General features: G+C 65.2%; 15 protein-coding genes. 11 read left to right on the top strand and 4 right to left on the bottom strand.

Annotated elements, in window-relative coordinates; all coding sequences use genetic code 11:
- Positions 1-40: 40 nt before the first annotated feature.
- Entirely contained in the window at positions 41-2,299 is a 2,259-nt protein-coding gene (locus ACYQ2U_RS07490; RefSeq protein WP_459949733.1) for a patatin-like phospholipase family protein, read from the top strand.
- Here ACYQ2U_RS07490 and ACYQ2U_RS07485 read toward each other — a convergent pair.
- Positions 2,279-3,958, bottom strand: a complete 1,680-nt coding sequence (locus ACYQ2U_RS07485; RefSeq protein WP_459949732.1) for a putative bifunctional diguanylate cyclase/phosphodiesterase — start codon at positions 3,956-3,958, stop codon at positions 2,279-2,281. The two genes, ACYQ2U_RS07490 and ACYQ2U_RS07485, sit on opposite strands and share 21 nt — an antisense overlap.
- 239 nt (positions 3,959-4,197) lie before the next feature.
- On the opposite strand from ACYQ2U_RS07485, the gene ACYQ2U_RS07480 reads away from it, so the two are divergent.
- Positions 4,198-4,551, top strand: coding sequence for a helix-turn-helix transcriptional regulator (locus tag ACYQ2U_RS07480; protein ID WP_459949731.1), 354 nt, complete (start codon positions 4,198-4,200; stop codon positions 4,549-4,551).
- Between the two features lie 31 nt (positions 4,552-4,582).
- On the opposite strand, the gene ACYQ2U_RS07475 is transcribed toward ACYQ2U_RS07480, so the two are convergent.
- Positions 4,583-5,398 (bottom strand): hypothetical protein, encoded by an 816-nt coding sequence (locus ACYQ2U_RS07475; protein WP_459949730.1) that lies wholly within the window; start codon positions 5,396-5,398, stop codon positions 4,583-4,585.
- A 264-nt stretch (positions 5,399-5,662) separates the two neighbouring features.
- On the opposite strand from ACYQ2U_RS07475, the gene ACYQ2U_RS07470 reads away from it, so the two are divergent.
- From ACYQ2U_RS07470 to ACYQ2U_RS07445, 6 genes are all read left to right on the top strand, one after another.
- Positions 5,663-5,980: a c-type cytochrome gene (locus tag ACYQ2U_RS07470; RefSeq protein WP_459949729.1), complete on the top strand. Its 318-nt coding sequence runs from the start codon at positions 5,663-5,665 to the stop codon at positions 5,978-5,980.
- A 118-nt stretch (positions 5,981-6,098) separates the two neighbouring features.
- Positions 6,099-7,277: a branched-chain amino acid ABC transporter substrate-binding protein gene (locus tag ACYQ2U_RS07465; protein WP_459949728.1), complete on the top strand. Its 1,179-nt coding sequence runs from the start codon at positions 6,099-6,101 to the stop codon at positions 7,275-7,277.
- 76 nt (positions 7,278-7,353) lie between these two features.
- On the top strand, positions 7,354-8,277 hold the full coding sequence (locus ACYQ2U_RS07460) for a branched-chain amino acid ABC transporter permease (protein WP_459949727.1): 924 nt from the start codon (positions 7,354-7,356) through the stop codon (positions 8,275-8,277).
- A gap of 178 nt (positions 8,278-8,455) precedes the next feature.
- Positions 8,456-9,568 carry a branched-chain amino acid ABC transporter permease gene (locus ACYQ2U_RS07455; RefSeq protein WP_459949726.1) on the top strand — a complete coding sequence of 371 codons (1,113 nt, stop codon included), beginning with the start codon at positions 8,456-8,458 and terminating at the stop codon, positions 9,566-9,568.
- Complete coding sequence (locus ACYQ2U_RS07450) at positions 9,565-10,413, top strand: ABC transporter ATP-binding protein (RefSeq protein WP_459949725.1); 849 nt, start codon at positions 9,565-9,567, stop codon at positions 10,411-10,413. Before ACYQ2U_RS07455 ends, ACYQ2U_RS07450 begins: the two co-directional genes overlap by 4 nt.
- A 13-nt stretch (positions 10,414-10,426) precedes the next feature.
- A complete protein-coding gene (locus ACYQ2U_RS07445) occupies positions 10,427-11,125 on the top strand; it encodes an ABC transporter ATP-binding protein (protein ID WP_459949936.1) in 699 nt (232 codons plus the stop codon).
- A gap of 98 nt (positions 11,126-11,223) precedes the next feature.
- On the opposite strand, the gene ACYQ2U_RS07440 is transcribed toward ACYQ2U_RS07445, so the two are convergent.
- Entirely contained in the window at positions 11,224-11,427 is a 204-nt protein-coding gene (locus ACYQ2U_RS07440; protein ID WP_459949724.1) for a hypothetical protein, read from the bottom strand.
- On the bottom strand, positions 11,424-12,443 hold the full coding sequence (locus ACYQ2U_RS07435) for a CDP-6-deoxy-delta-3,4-glucoseen reductase (RefSeq protein ID WP_459949723.1): 1,020 nt from the start codon (positions 12,441-12,443) through the stop codon (positions 11,424-11,426). Before ACYQ2U_RS07435 ends, ACYQ2U_RS07440 begins: the two co-directional genes overlap by 4 nt.
- Before the next feature lie 26 nt (positions 12,444-12,469).
- Here ACYQ2U_RS07435 and ACYQ2U_RS07430 point away from each other — a divergent pair, with 26 nt between their 5' ends.
- The 3 genes from ACYQ2U_RS07430 to ACYQ2U_RS07420 are packed head-to-tail and all read left to right on the top strand — an operon-like array spanning position 12,470 to position 15,021.
- The gene (locus ACYQ2U_RS07430) at positions 12,470-13,360 is read left to right on the top strand and encodes an NAD-dependent epimerase/dehydratase family protein (protein ID WP_459949722.1); all 891 of its coding nucleotides are present in this window, start codon (positions 12,470-12,472) and stop codon (positions 13,358-13,360) included.
- Between the two features lie 42 nt (positions 13,361-13,402).
- Complete coding sequence (locus ACYQ2U_RS07425) at positions 13,403-13,819, top strand: CopD family protein (RefSeq protein ID WP_459949721.1); 417 nt, start codon at positions 13,403-13,405, stop codon at positions 13,817-13,819.
- Positions 13,819-15,021, top strand: a complete 1,203-nt coding sequence (locus ACYQ2U_RS07420; protein WP_459949720.1) for a THUMP domain-containing class I SAM-dependent RNA methyltransferase — start codon at positions 13,819-13,821, stop codon at positions 15,019-15,021. The genes ACYQ2U_RS07425 and ACYQ2U_RS07420 overlap by 1 nt, the downstream gene beginning before the upstream one ends.
- Positions 15,022-15,122: the final 101 nt, after the last annotated feature.

The raw sequence follows: 15,122 nt of genomic DNA, 5'->3' as shown, positions 1-15,122 counted from the left end.
TGGCCGATAATGGCGGTCCCGCCGGACCCTGCCGCTCGCCATGTCCCTGAAAAATCTGCTCGCCCCCTGTCTCGCCCTGTTGTTGGCGCTGCCGGGAGCCTCCCCCGCCGCCGCGCTCACCACCACCCCCACTACGTCCGAAACCGCCGGCGCCGCCCCCCGGATTTGCCTGGTCCTGTCCGGTGGCGGCGCCCGGGGCATCGCCCACATCGGCGTGCTGCGGGTGCTGGAACAGCACCACGTGCCCATCCATTGCATCGCCGGCACCAGCATGGGCGCCATCGTCGGCGGCCTTTATGCGGCCGGCTATTCCGCCGACGAACTGGAAAAGATCGTGCGCGACCTGGACTGGGCCGAGCAGTTCGACGACAAGCCGCCCCGCCAGGAACGTTCCCTCCAGCAGAAGAACGAGGACTTCGATTTCCCCGTTTCCCTGGAACTGGGCTACGGCAACGGCCAATTGCGCCTGCCCAAGGGCACCCTGGGCGGCGTCGGCTTCGAACGCATGCTGTCCCGGCTGACCCGCCGGGTGTCGGCGGTGCCCGATTTCGACCATTTGCCCATCCCCTTCCGCGCCGTGGCCACGGACATGGTCAGCGGCGAGGAGATGGTGTTCGACCACGGCAACCTGGCCCAAGTAATGCGCGCCAGCATGTCGGTCCCCGGCGCCTTCGCCCCCATCGAGGTGGAGGGACGCATCTTCGGCGACGGCGGCCTGGTGGCCAATTTGCCGGTGGACGTGGCCCGCGCCATGGGCGCCGACGTGGTGATCGCGGTGAACATCGGCACACCCCTGGCCTCCCGGGAAAGCCTGAGCAACGTGCTGGGGGTGACGCGGCAGATGATTTCCATCCTTGCCGGGCAGAACGTCAAGGCCCAACTGGCCCGGCTCACGGCGAAAGACGTGCTGATCACCCCGGAATTGGGTGCCCTCAGTTCCCTCGATTTTCCCAATGCCTTGAACGGCATCGCCGCCGGGGAGCAGGCCGCCCGGGGCACGGCATCGCGGCTGGCAGCCCTGGCCCTCGGCGACGACGCCTGGCAGAAACACCTGGCGGCCCGGCCAGCGCCGACATCGCTGCGGGGCAAGCTGGCCTTCGTCCAGGTGGAAGGCACCCGCCGCAGCAACAGCGAAACCTTGCTCGGCGCCATCGTCACTGAACCGGGCCAGGAGGTGGACGACGCCCAGCTCCAGGCCGACGCCGCCCGTCTGCTGGGACGGGGCGACTTCGAGCGGGTGGATTACCGCCTGGTGGCATCGAGCCTCAGCGAGGACCGTTTCGGCGTGGTTTACCAAGTCCAGGAAAAGGAATGGGGTCCCCACTACCTGCGCATCGGCCTGGGGGGCAGCACGGATTTTCGCGGCGACGCGGGCTTCGACCTGCTGCTGGGTCACCGTCTGCCCTGGGTCAACGACCTGGGCGGTGAATGGCGCAACCGCTTGCAGCTGGGCCGTACCCGCGCCTTCAAGAGCGAGTTCGTCCAGCCCCTGGGCACCCACACGCCATTGTTCGTCGCCCCCCGCATCGAACTGGAACGGCGCACCCTGGACGTGTTCCAGGGTGATCAGCGCACCTCCCAGTGGCAGGGCGGCTTCGACCGCATCGGCATCGACCTGGGCATGCCCGTGGGGGTGTTCGGCACCCTCGGCGAAGCCCGGCTGGGTCTGGCCCGGGGACGCTTCCAGGCGGACCAGACCATCGGTTCGCCCGGCGCGGCGGACATTCACTTCAACGAGTCCGGCCTCACCGGCAGCCTGGTGCTGGACCGCCTCGACAACGCCGCCTTCCCCCGCAGCGGCTGGCGGGTGGCCGGCGAGTTCTTCAACGCCCGCAACCATTCGGCCAGCGACACCATCACCGCCGCCAGCTACACCCGCTGGAAGGCCGCCGCCACCGGCGCCGTCAGCAGCGGTCGCCACACCTGGCAGTGGGGCGGGGAACTGGGCGGCTTCATGGACCGCAGTCGGATCGGCTATTCGGACTTCCGTCTCGGCGGCTTCCAGCGTCTGTCGGGCTACCGCAACGACCAGATCGACGGCAACTTCCTCGCCCTGGGTAAGGTCAGCTACCGCTATCGTCTGGCGGAGATCACTCCCTTTGGCCGGGCGGCCTATGTGGGCGCCTCCTACGAGATGGGCAACGCCTGGGCGGACCGCAGTCAGATGGATTGGGGCCGGATGCGCAAGGCAGGCAGCCTGTTCCTCGCCGCCGACACGCCCCTGGGACCGGCCTATGTGGCAGTGGGCGCGGCGGAGGGCGGCTACCGGGCGATCTACTTATTCCTCGGCCGCCCCTGAGCGGGCGAGGATCCAGGCGGTCAGCGCCGTCGCTGGAATGGGACGGCAGATGCCGTAGCCCTGCACGCCGCGGCAGCCCAGATGGGCCAGGAGGTCGATCACCGGCGCCGTTTCGGCGCCCTCGGCCATCAGGTCCATCCCCAGGTTGTCGGCCAGGGTGATGATGGATTGGACAATAGCCCGGTTGGTGGCGTCCTGGTCCAGTTCGCGGATGAACACGCCGTCGATCTTGAGCCGGTCCACCGGAAAGCGCTTGAGATAGGCAAGGCTGGAATAGCCGGTGCCAAAGTCGTCGATGGCTACCCGGATGCCTTCGGCGCGCAATTCCTCGAGCACCTTGCGCGCCAGATCGGGACTGTCCATCAGGATGGATTCGGTGATTTCCAGCTCGATGGCGTCGTTGCCCAGGCCGTAGGCGGCGATGGTGTCCAGCACCGTTTGCTTGAAATTGGCTTGGCGGAATTGCAGGGCCGAGCAATTGACCGCGATGGGGAAGGCGGGCAAACCCTGGTCGTTCCATGCCTTGCGCTGGCGGCACGCTTCGTTCAGCACCCAGCCCCCCAGGCTGACGATGAGCCCGCATTCCTCGGCCACGGGGATGAACTGGGCCGGCGGCGTCCACGTGCCATCCTGCCGTTGCCAGCGCAGGAGCGCCTCGGCGCCGATTACCCCACCATTTTCCAGGGAGATTTGCGGTTGGAAATGCACGCTCAATTCCCCGGCCGCCATGGCCGCCCGCAGGGCGGTTTCCAGCGCCATGCGCTGTTGAATCCGATAATTGAGGGCGGGAGTGTAGAACTGATAATTGTTGCGTCCCTTTTCCTTGGCGTGACACATGGCCGTATCCGCACAACGCAACAGGGTTTCGGGGTTGGGCGCATCGTGGGGATAGAGACTGATGCCTATACTGGCGGTCACCGTGAGCAGATAGGGAGGAACCGAAATCGGCCTAGCCATTGCCACTTGGATATTGTTCGCCACCAGCGCGGCTTCTTCCGGCCCTTTCAATTGGGGCAGCACTGTGACGAATTTGTCTCCGCCTTGACGGAATACAAGTTCCGAGCGGCGGATCGCTGATTCAATCCGCTGTGCGGCTTCTTGCAGAATCCGGTCGCCGACGGTGTGGCCGAGGGAATCGTTGAAGGTTTTGAACCGGTCCAGGTCGATCAACAAGACGGCAAAGGTCGTTCGCTCCCGCTGCCCGTCCTCGATCAGCTTGGCCAGTTGTTGCAGCACCATCTGCCGGTTGAGCAGGCCGGTAAGTTCGTCGTAATGGACCGATCGTTCGCTATGGGTGTCGTTCTGTCGCTGCGGGGTCAAGTCGGTAATCACCGCGATATGGTGGGTGATCGCCCCCCGCTGGCCGCGCACTGGATACTGATGGCGCGTCGTGGCAATCACCGAGCCATCCCGCCGCCGCAGCCAACCGTCCTCGTCGCCATCAAGCATGGCATCCGCCGCACGGGGCTTGAGCATGGACAAGCTTTGCCCATTCGCTTCCTGCTCGGCGTAGCCCGTGATGGCTGAGAAAGCGGCGTTCGTTTTGATGATGCGGCCTTCGGCGTTGGTAATGGCAACGCCCTCGGCCAGACTTTCCATCAACCCCAGCAGGAGTGCAGAGGCGTTGTCCACCACGGTTTCGTCCGGTGAATAGCTCATCTCACGTTAATCGCATCTTGGCAGGCATTTCACCCATGGCCGGGTACGTCACAGTAAAGGAGTGGAAGATGAGCACCCAATCCGTCGTTTTTTCCCTTCCGTCCCGAAGGGCTCAAACGGACGTTTTTTTCAAATGCTACAGGGATGATTTTTTATGTCAATACTCACGTCATCTTATGTCTTTTCATACTTCGGCGCCTCGGCTGACTATGTGATGCCATTGGAAAGCGACACATCAGATGCCGAGAAAAAAGAAGAATCACAACGGGCTAGGGGTGCGCGTTGGCCAGAACATCAAAATGGCCAGAGGGCGTGCAGGCATGACCCAAGCACAATTGGCGGAAATCATCGGAGTGGAAGTGGAAACGGTGTCCCGGATCGAAACCGGGGCGCAACTCCCCTCCCTCGAACGACTGGAGGAGATTGCCGCGGCCTTGGGGTTGTCCCTGGCGCTGCTGCTCACCGACAACCTGTGCGTTGACCAGACGCTGAACGCCCTATTGGACGAACTGCCCGAACGGGAGCGGGAGTTCATCTGCGCCTTCGCCATGAACTACGTCCAGCACTGGAAAAACGGCAACAAACGCAACTGAAAGCTCCCGCCCGGGGCGGGAGCATGGCGCATCAATGGGACATCAGCACCGGCACGGTCATGTGCTCCAGCACATAGCGCGTGCCGGCCCCGCGTCCGCTGAAGGGGCTGTTGCCGTGGCCCTGGGCGCCCATGACCAGCAGGGTCGCGCCTTCGTCGCTGACGCTATTGAGCAGGACGTCCATCAGTTGCACCTGGTCGCTGTCAGGCACCACCACCCGCATCCGGGAGGGAATGCCGTGGGCGGCAAGCTGGGCCATCACCGCGGCCTGGTCCGCCTGGACGTCCTTGTTGTCCCGCGCCACCCGCACCACGACAGTCTCACCGGCACCGGTGATCAGGGGCAGGGCGTCGTTCAGGGCCCGGGCCGCTTCCCGGGCATCGTTCCAGGCGATCATCGGGTGGCCGAACACGTCGCCGAACTCGCCGGCATAGGGCAGGATCAAAACCGGCCGACCGCAATCGAGCACCAGCATTTCCACCAGATCCTTGGGCAGCAGGGCGGCGGCTTCCTCGTGCTGGCCAGCGATGACCAGGTCGAAATGACGGGCGCAGTCCACCACCCGGCGGATGACCTCGGTGTCGCTGCCCCGATTGACGTCCTGCCATTCCGCGTTAGCGAGACCGGCGGCAAGCTGTTCAAAGCGGGTCTTGCTGGCCGCCGCAGCCGCGGCATATTCCGGGCTCGGCCAGACCGCCACCAAACCCACCTGCTGGGCCTGTCCCCGCTGGCCGAAGACACCGACCAGGCGGGCTTGGTGGCGCTTTGCCAACGCCACTGCCAGCGTCAGCCGTAGTTCGCTGCGGGGGCTCTGGTCCAGATGGACCATGATGTTCTTGATCGCCATAGCGAATCTCCTCCTTTGTTTTTGTTGGTGAACGGCCATGGTAAAGCATGCCGGCGAACTTGCGCCACAGGATGGGGAACTCGCTTGCTTGGCGAGGGTCCAGTCAACGCGCCATCAGGGCAGGGCGTTAATCCCATGCCCCGTCGCTCCCCGTGTTCCTGCAACAGGGCATCCCAGCTAGGGTGCTGATACGAGTGGGCAACATGGCGAAAACCTTATAAACTCCCCGAGCTTTTTTCTCTTTCACCGAATTTGGAGCGAAACATGAAGAAGATCTCCCTGATTTCCCTGATCGCCGCCGCCGGCCTGTTCTCCGGTGTCGCCAACGCTGCCGACGAAACCGCCCTGGCCACCTCCAAGGGCTGTATGGCTTGCCACCAAGTGGGCGCCAAGGTTGTCGGTCCCGCCTACAAGGACGTGGCCAAGAAGTACACCGCCAAGGACACCGACAAGCTGGTGAAGAAGGTTCTGGAAGGCGGCTCCGGCGTCTGGGGTGCCGTGCCCATGCCCGCCAACAAGGCCACCGGCCTGACCGAAGCCGACGCCAAGAAGCTGGTGGGCTGGATCCTGTCCCTCAAGTGATTCTTCCCGGCTTCGCCAAAACCGCTCTTCGGAGCGGTTTTTTTATGCCTGAAGATTGTTGACAAGGCGTCGTGCCGCCGCAAGAATCCGGCGGTTGCCCATCCCCCGGAGCCCTTACATGAATCTGCGCACTTCCGCCGCCCTGTTGTCCGCCGCCCTGAGCCTGGTCCTTGCCGGTTGCGGCAAACAGGAAACCGCCGCCAACGGCGGCGACACCATCAAGATCGGCATGGCCTCGCCCCTGACCGGCACCCAGTCCCACATTGGCCAGGACATCAAGAACGGCACCCTGCTCGGCGTGGAGGAACTCAACGCCCAGGGCATCGAGATCGGTGGCAAGAAGGTCAAGTTCGAATTGCTGGCGGAGGACGACGAGGCCAATCCCGCCAAGGCCACCACCGTGGCCCAGAAACTGGCGGACGCCAAGGTGGTGGCCGTGGTGGGCCACTTCAACTCCGGCTGCTCTATCCCGGCCTCCAAGGTTTATGCCGATGCGGGCATTCCCCAGATTTCCCCGGGCTCCACCAACCCCCGCTACACCCAACAGGGCTACGCCACCACCTTCCGCGTCGTAGCCAATGACGACCAGCAGGGCCCGGCCGGCGCCACCTACGCCCTTAACACGCTGAAGGTGAAAAAAGTCGCCATCGTGGACGACAGCACTTCCTATGGCCAGGGCCTGGCCTCGGCCTTCGAGCGCACGGTCAAGGCCGCCGGTGTCGACGTAGTGGCCATCGAGCACACCACCGACAAGGACACGGACTTCGCCGCCATCCTGACCAACATCAAGAGCAAGAACCCCGACCTGATCTTCTTCGGCGGCATCGATACCCAGGCCGGCCCCATGCTCAAGCAGATCAAGTCCCTCGGTCTCAACGCCAAGCTGATGGGCGGCGACGGTATCCAGACCCCCAATCTGGTGCACCTGGCGGGCGACGCCGCCGAAGGCACCATCGCCTCCATCCCCGGCCTGCCCAAGGACAAGATGCCCGGCGGCACCGCCTTCCTCGACAAGTTCAAAAAACGCTTCGGCGTCGAGGTGGAACTGTTCGCCCCCATGGGCTACGACGCCGTTTTCGCCATCGCCGAAGCCATGAAGAAAGCCGGCTCCACCGAGTCCGCCAAGGTCCTGGCCGAATTGAAGAAAGTTCAATTCAACGGCGTCACCGGCCCCATCGCCTTCGACGACAAGGGCGACCTGAAGAACGGTCCCATCACCATCAACGTGGTCAAGGACGGCAAGTGGGTGCCGGTGGAGACTATCAACGCCAGTACCAATACCGCTCCGGCCAAGTAAACAGCAGCCTTCACCCCCATAAAACGGCGCTTATTCAAGCGCCGTTTTCATGTCGTCTCCCTTAATATCGCGGCCCATGGAAACCCTTCTCCAGCAGCTCATCAACGGCATCGTCCTGGGCTCCGTCTATGCTTTGGTGGCCCTCGGCTACACCATGGTGTACGGCATCCTCGGCCTGATCAATTTCGCCCACGGCGAGGTGGTCATGGTGGGCGCCATGGTGACCCTGGCCGTGATCAAGCTGCTGGCCGGTAGCGGCCTGCCCCTCACGGTGCAACTGTTGATCGCCCTCGCCGTCGCCATTCCCACCTGCATGGCCCTGGGCGCCACCATCGAACGGGTCGCCTACCGCCCCCTGCGCAATGCCCCACGCCTGGCGCCGCTGATCACCGCCATCGGCGTGTCCATCGTGCTGCAATACCTGGTGGTGCTGATCTGGGGTCGCAGCTATCACCCCTACCCCGAACTGCTGCCCACGACCCCCATCGACATCGCCGGTGCCCGCATCAGCCCGGCCCAGATCATCATCGTGGTGTTCTCCGCCCTGATGATGGGCGCCCTGCTCTGGCTGGTGCACCACACCCGCCTCGGCCGGGCCATGCGCGCCACCGCCGAGAACCCTGCCGTCGCCCGGTTGATGGGGGTGAACATCAATCACGTGATCACCATGACCTTCGTCATCGGTTCCGGCCTCGGCGCCATCGCCGGCGTGCTGGTCAGCATCAACTACTCCGTGGCCCACTACCAGATGGGATTCATGCTGGGCCTCAAGGCCTTTACCGCCGCCGTACTGGGCGGCATCGGCAACCTCGCCGGGGCCATGGTGGGCGGCCTGCTGCTGGGCCTGATCGAGGCCCTGGGTTCCGGCTACGTGGGCGACCTGACCGGCGGCGTGTTCGGTTCCAACTACCGGGACGTGTTCGCCTTCATCGTCCTCATCGTGGTGCTGATCTTCCGCCCCTCCGGCTTGCTGGGTGAACGCGTAGCGGAGCGCGCATGAGAAACCTGCCCGCTCCGCCTACGGCGAAAACAACTACCCTCCCCCCATCCCCCACCCCAAGGGTGGGGGGAGCGCCCGCGCTCCCCTTCGGGAAAGGGATTACCCTCCCCCCATCCCCCACCCCGAGGGTGGGGGCGACTGATTTGCGCGCCTGCGGCGCGAATAGCTGATGTCTGTGATGCGCAGATTCATTTTCGACAAGCCCTGGTGGGGCGTGGCCCTCGTTGCCGCCAGCCTCGCCTTCCTGCCCTTCGTCGTCGGTGCCGCCGCCGGCCCGGCCTGGGTGCGGGTGCTGGACTTCGCCCTACTCTACGTACTGCTTTCCCTCGGCCTCAACATCGTGGTGGGCTACGCCGGCCTGCTGGACCTGGGCTACGTGGCCTTCTACGCTGTGGGCGCCTACCTTTACGCCCTGCTCTCCAGTCCCCATCTGGTTCAGAATTTCCCTGCCATCGCCACCATGTTCCCCGAGGGCCTGCATGGTCCCCTCTGGCTGTTGCTGCCGGCGGGGGCCGTGCTGGCCGGCGTGTTCGGCATTCTGCTGGGCGCGCCCACCCTGCGCCTACGGGGCGACTACCTGGCCATCGTCACCCTGGGCTTTGGCGAGATCATCCGCATCTTCATGAACAACCTGCACCGGCCGGTGAACATCACCAACGGCGCCCAGGGTATCACCCAGATCGACGGCATCCACTTGGGGCCCCTGGCCCTGGATCGGGGTTTCAATCTGTTCGGCTTCGTCATCCCCAGCCTGCACCTCTACTACTACCTGTTCCTGGTGCTGGTGCTACTGATCATCGTGGTGTCGGTACGACTGGAAGATTCCCGCATCGGCCGTGCCTGGGTCGCCATCCGCGAGGACGAGATCGCCGCCAAGGCCTGCGGCATCAACACCCGCAACATCAAGCTTGCCGCCTTCGCCATGGGCGCCAGCTTCGGCGGCGTGGCCGGCGGGCTGTTCGCCGGCTTCCAGCAATTCGTCAGCCCCGAGAGCTTCCAGTTGATCGACTCCATCATGATCCTGGCCATGGTGGTGCTGGGCGGCATGGGCCACATCCCCGGTGTCATCCTGGGCAGCCTGCTGCTGACTATCCTGCCCGAGTTCTTCCGCTATGCCGCCACACCGGTGCAGCAATGGATTTTCGGTAAGGTGCTGATCGACCCGGAAACCCTGCGCATGTTGCTGTTCGGTCTGACCCTGGTGGTAGTGATGCTCTATCGCCCCGCCGGCCTCTGGCCGGAAAAACGTCGTAGCCGAGAGCTGGAGCAGAAACGGGGAGAGGCGGCATGAGCAACCACCTGACCCAGACCGCAGCTGCGGCTCAAGCCAGTCAGCTCCTCCGTCCGGCAGGGGCGGCTGGGAGGGGCAGCACTGTTTTGCTGGAAGCGGTTGGCATCGCCAAGCGCTTTGGCGGCGTGCAGGCCTTGAAGGATGTGTCGCTGACCATCAATGCCGGTGAAATCTACGGTCTGATCGGCCCCAACGGCGCCGGCAAGACCACCTTCTTCAATGTGCTGACAGGGCTTTATTCCCGGGACGATGGCGCGGTGCTGTTCAACGGCCAGCCCCTGCAACTGGGCAACCCTTCCGCCGTGGCCGCCGCCGGCATTGCCCGCACCTTCCAGAACATTCGCCTCTTCGCCAACATGACCGCCCTGGAAAACGTCATGGTGGGTCGCCATGTGCGCACCCGTAGCGGCCTGATCGGCGCCATGTTCCGCACTCGGCAGAACCGCCAGGAAGAAGCCGCCATCCAGCGCCGGGCCGAGGAACTGCTGCGCTATGTGGGCATCGCCCACCGCGCCAACGACCTGGCCCGCAACCTCAGCTACGGCGACCAGCGCCGCCTGGAAATCGCCCGGGCCCTGGCCACGGAACCCAAACTGCTGGCCCTCGACGAACCCGCCGCCGGCATGAATGCCACCGAGACCGCCGAGCTGCGCAAGCTCATCGTCGGCCTGCGGGACGACGGCCTCACGGTGCTGCTGATCGAGCACGACGTCAAACTGGTGATGGGTTTGTGCGACCGGCTGGCGGTCCTCGACTACGGCGAGAAGATCGCCGAAGACGTACCAGAGGTGGTTCAGAAAAATCCGAAAGTCATCGAAGCCTATCTGGGGGGCAGCCATGGATAAGCCGACCCGCCCCCTGCTCGACGCCCTCAACCTCGAAGTGCACTACGGCGGCATCGCGGCCGTGAAGGGCGTGTCCTTTGCCGTGGATGAAGGAGAAATGGTCTGCCTGATCGGCACCAACGGCGCCGGCAAGACCAGCACCCTCAAGGCCCTGGCCCGCATGCTGCCCAGCCGGGGTGAGATCCACTACGCCGGTCAGCGCATCGACCATGAGGAAAGCCACACCCTGATCGGCAAGGGCCTGGCCCTGGTGCCGGAAGGCCGCGGCGTCTTCGCCCGCATGAGCGTGGCGGAAAACCTGACCATGGGCGCCTACCTGCGCCGCGATGGCGACATCGGCCCCGACATGGAAGAGATCTACACCCTGCTGCCCCGCCTCAAGGAGCGGCGCACCCAATTGGCCGGCACCCTTTCCGGCGGCGAACAGCAGATGCTGGCCATCGGCCGCGCCCTCATGGGCCGCCCCCGGTTGCTGCTGCTGGACGAGCCCTCCATGGGCCTGGCGCCGATCATGGTGGAGAAGGTGTTCGAACTGATCCGCGCCATCGCCGCCAAGGGGGTCAGCATCCTGTTGGTGGAACAGAATGCCCGGCTGGCCCTGGAAACCTGCCAGCGGGGTTATGTTATGGAAAGCGGTGCCATCACCCTGGTGGATACCGCCGCCAATCTGGCCGCCGATCCCCGGGTACGGGCGGCTTATCTGGGCGAGTAGCGCAGGAGCCGCCGGGCCGTACGGCCAACGCGGCTCATTGCGCCCCACCCCGACTCACTCCGACACGCGGCGCCGCTAGCGCCGCCCCTCCTCTTCGGCTAAAACCGCATCCGCTTGCGATTCTGCGGCAACTGCCGCAACTCGGCCTGGCGGGCCTCCGCCCGACGCTTGGCTAGTTGAACAGGCGTCAACGCCGCTTCGGTCTTTTTCATGGACTCGGGAATGTTCGCCCCCACGCCCCGGGGGCAGAAGCCCGTGGTGGCGCAGGTGCAATTGACGCAGGGCTTCTTCGCCGCGGTCACGGCTTGGGTGCGGCGAAAGTGAAGGAGTCGGCGAAGAACTCGTCCTCGGGCAAGCCCGCGGCGGCGAAGTCCTTCTGGGCGGCCTCGATCATCACCGGCGAACCGCAGGCATAGACCTGGAAGCCAGACAGATCAGGGAAATCCGCGAGCACGGCCTTGTGCACCAGGCCGGTCCGTCCCACCCAATCGTCACCAGACGCCGGTTCGGACAGCACGGGCACGAACTGGATGTTGGCGTGTTCGGCGGCCCACTGGGCGGGCAGGTCGGGCATGTAGAGCCCGGCCTTGTCCTTGCTGCCCCAGTAGATGTGGATGGGGCGGGCGATCTTGTTGTGGATGGCGTGTTCCACCAGGGCCTTGACCGGGGCGAAGCCGGTGCCGCCGGCCAGCATGATCACGGGCTTGGACGAATCCTCCCGCAGGAAGAAAGTCCCCAGGGGACCTTCGAAGCGGAGGATGTCCTTTTCCTTCATGCCCTCGAACACGTGGCCGGTGAACTGGCCGCCGGGAATCAGGCGCACATGTACCTCCAGGGTGTCGTCGCTGTGAGGCGCGTTGGCCAGGGAAAAGGCGCGCCGACCACCGTCCTTGAGGATGAACTCGATGTACTGGCCGGCAAGGAATTGCAGCCGCTCGTTGGCGGGCAGTTTGAGCCACAGGGCCATCACGTCCGGGGCCAGTTTTTCCATGCGCTGCACGCGGCAGGGCAGGGTCTTGACCGGGATGTCCCGGTTGACCTTCACCTCCTTGGTTTCCAACACCAGGTCGGAACGGGCCATGGCGCAGCAGAGCAGGGCCTTGCCGGCGGCCCGTTGCTCGGCGGGCAGGCCCCATTCCTGTGCTTCGCCGTGATCCACCTGGCCTTGCAGCACGGTGACCTTGCACACGCTACACGCGCCGTTGCGGCAGCCGTAGGGCAGGCTGAGGCCGGCCGCATCGGCGGCGGCCAGCAGGGTTTGATCCGGGTCGGCGCTGAAGGTATGGCCGCTGGGCTGGAGGGTGACTTGGTAGCTCATAGGAAAAATTCGGAGATAATCCAACGATGAGACGGTTGTTGATCATTGGCTGCGGCGACGTGGTGCGCCGCGCATTGCCAAGCTTGCTGCACCACTGGCGGGTCATCGCCCTGGTGCGCCAGCACGACCCGGTCCTGGCCGGACTGGGCGTGGTGCAACTGGTCGGCGACCTGGACCGGGGCCGCAGCCTCGACCGCCTGGCCGGCATCGCCGACGCGGTGCTGCACAGCGCCCCGCCCCCCGCGACAGGGGAAAAAGATCCCCGCACGACGCGGCTGCTGGCGGCCCTGGGCAAGGGGAAAAGTCTACCACGCAGCTTGGTTTACATCGGCACCACGGGGGTTTACGGCGATTGCGACGGCGCCCAGATCGACGAAACCCGACCCCTGGCGCCCCTCTCGGACCGGGCCCGGCGTCGGGCCGACGCGGAACGACAACTGCGCGCCTTCGGCCGCCGCAGCGGCTGCCGCGTGGTGCTGTTGCGGGCGCCGGGCATCTACGCCGCCGACCGCCTGCCGCTGCAACGCCTGCGGGCCGGCACGCCCCTGGTGCGGGCCGAGGAGGACGCCTACACCAACCACATCCACGCCGACGACCTGGCCGCCGCCTGCGTCGCCGCGCTCCGGCATGGTGCCCCGCAGCGGGCCATCAACGTGGTGGACGACTCTGCCATCGCCATGGGCGAATGGTTCGACCTGCTGGCGGATGCCTTCGCCCTGCCCCGCGCGCCGCGCCTGGACAAGGCGGCGGCGATGGCCGCCCTGAGCCCCATGCAACGCTCCTTCATGGGAGAATCCCGCCGCATTCGCAATGACCGGCTGAAAACCGAGCTGGGTCTGCGCCTGATCCATCCGACCGTGACCGCCGGCATCGCCGCTGCCCTGGCCGGCGCGGCGGGGAAAAGGGCGCAAGCCTGACTCCGCCGGCAACGGTCGCCTTCCACCATCCGAGGTTCTTCCATGTTGTGGGTTAAAACCTTCCATATCTTTTTCGTCGTCAGCTGGTTCGCCGGCCTGTTCTACCTGCCGCGCATCTTCGTGAACCTGGCCCTGTGCGGCAATGAACCCAGCGCCGTGCGGGAGCGGCTACTGCTCATGGCCGGCAAGCTCTACCGCTTCGTCACGCCGATCGGCGCCCTGGCGGTGGGTTTCGGCTTCTGGCTCTGGTTCGGCTTCGGTTTTTCCGGCGGCTGGCTCCATGCCAAGACCACCCTGGTGCTCGGTCTGGTGGCCTACCACCTGGGCTGTGGCGCCCTGTTGCGACGCTTCCAGGCCGGCATCAATACCCGTAGCCATGTCTGGTTCCGCGTCTTCAACGAAATCCCGGTGCTGGCCCTGTTGACCATCCTCATCCTCGTCGTGGTGAAACCCTTCTGATGGCTATCCTGCGCAAAGTCACCTCCGCCGCCCCCTCCGGCGCATCCAGCAGCGAACAGTTTTTCGCTCCCTGTCCGCGCGGGCTGGAGCCCCTGTTACAGGAAGACATGACGGCCATCGGTGCCAGCAACGTCAAGATCGTCCCCGGCGGCGTGGGCTTCGACGGCCGCTGGGAAGCCTGCTACCGGGCCAACCTGGAATCCCGCATCGCCACCCGGGTGCTGTGGCGCCAGGCCAGCGGCCCCTACCGCAGCGAGACCGACATCTATCGCCTGGCCTACGACGTCGCCTGGCACAAGCTGTTCGACGTGGCGCGGACGATCCGCATCTACGTCACGGCCCAACGCTCGCCTCTGAAGAGCCTGGAGTTCATCACCCTCAAGGTGAAGGATGCCGTCTGCGACCGCTTCCGCGCCGAACTAGGTTCCCGTCCCAGCATCGACACCAAGAACCCCGACATCCGCATCCACCTGTTCTTGACCGACCGGGAAGCCACCCTCTATCTGGACACCTCGGGCGAACCCCTCTACCAGCGCGGCCACAAGATCGCCAAGGTGGAAGCGCCCATCAAGGAAAACCTCGCCGCCGGCATCCTGCGCCTGTCGGGCTGGACGCCGGGCACGCCCCTGTTCGACCCTATGTGCGGCAGCGGCACCTTCCTCCTGGAAGCGGCCCAGATGAGCCTGGGCGATGCGCCCGGCCTGTCCCGGGACGCGGGAGGCTTCGGTTTCCAACGGCTGAAGAATTTCGACGGCGCCCTCTGGAAGCGCCTGCGCATCGAGGCGGCGGACAAGCGGGTGTCGGTGAACCAGTTGCCCATCTGGGGCTCGGATGTTTCCGCCGACGCCGTGGCCCGAGCACGGCAGAACCTGGCCCACGCCGGCTACGACGACCTGATCCGGCTGGGCCAGGCCGACATCCTCGACGTGTCGCCGCCGACGGCCACGGGCATCCTGGTGAGCAACCCGCCCTACGGCGAACGCCTCAGCGACGACGATTATCTGGCCCGTTTCTATCCGCAACTGGGCAGCGTGCTCAAGCAACGCTTCGCCGGCTGGACCTGCTGCTTCCTCACCGCCGACGAACGTCTGCCCAAGCTGATGGGCCTCAAGCCCAAGCGCAAAACCCCCTTGTTCAACGGCAACCTGGAATGCCGTTTGTATACCTTTCCCATGGTGGCGGGCACCGCCCGGGACTTGTAACTCAGCCTCACCGCGCCGGGGCGCCCCGCCCCGATCGCTGACGCCCCAGCGGCCAGTCGCTCATGGCCAGGGCTTGGTATTTATCATCCGAAAGTAATATC

It is taken from the genome of Denitratisoma sp. agr-D3 (assembly GCF_054658675.1).
This window is presented reverse-complemented; position numbering and strand designations above follow the sequence as displayed.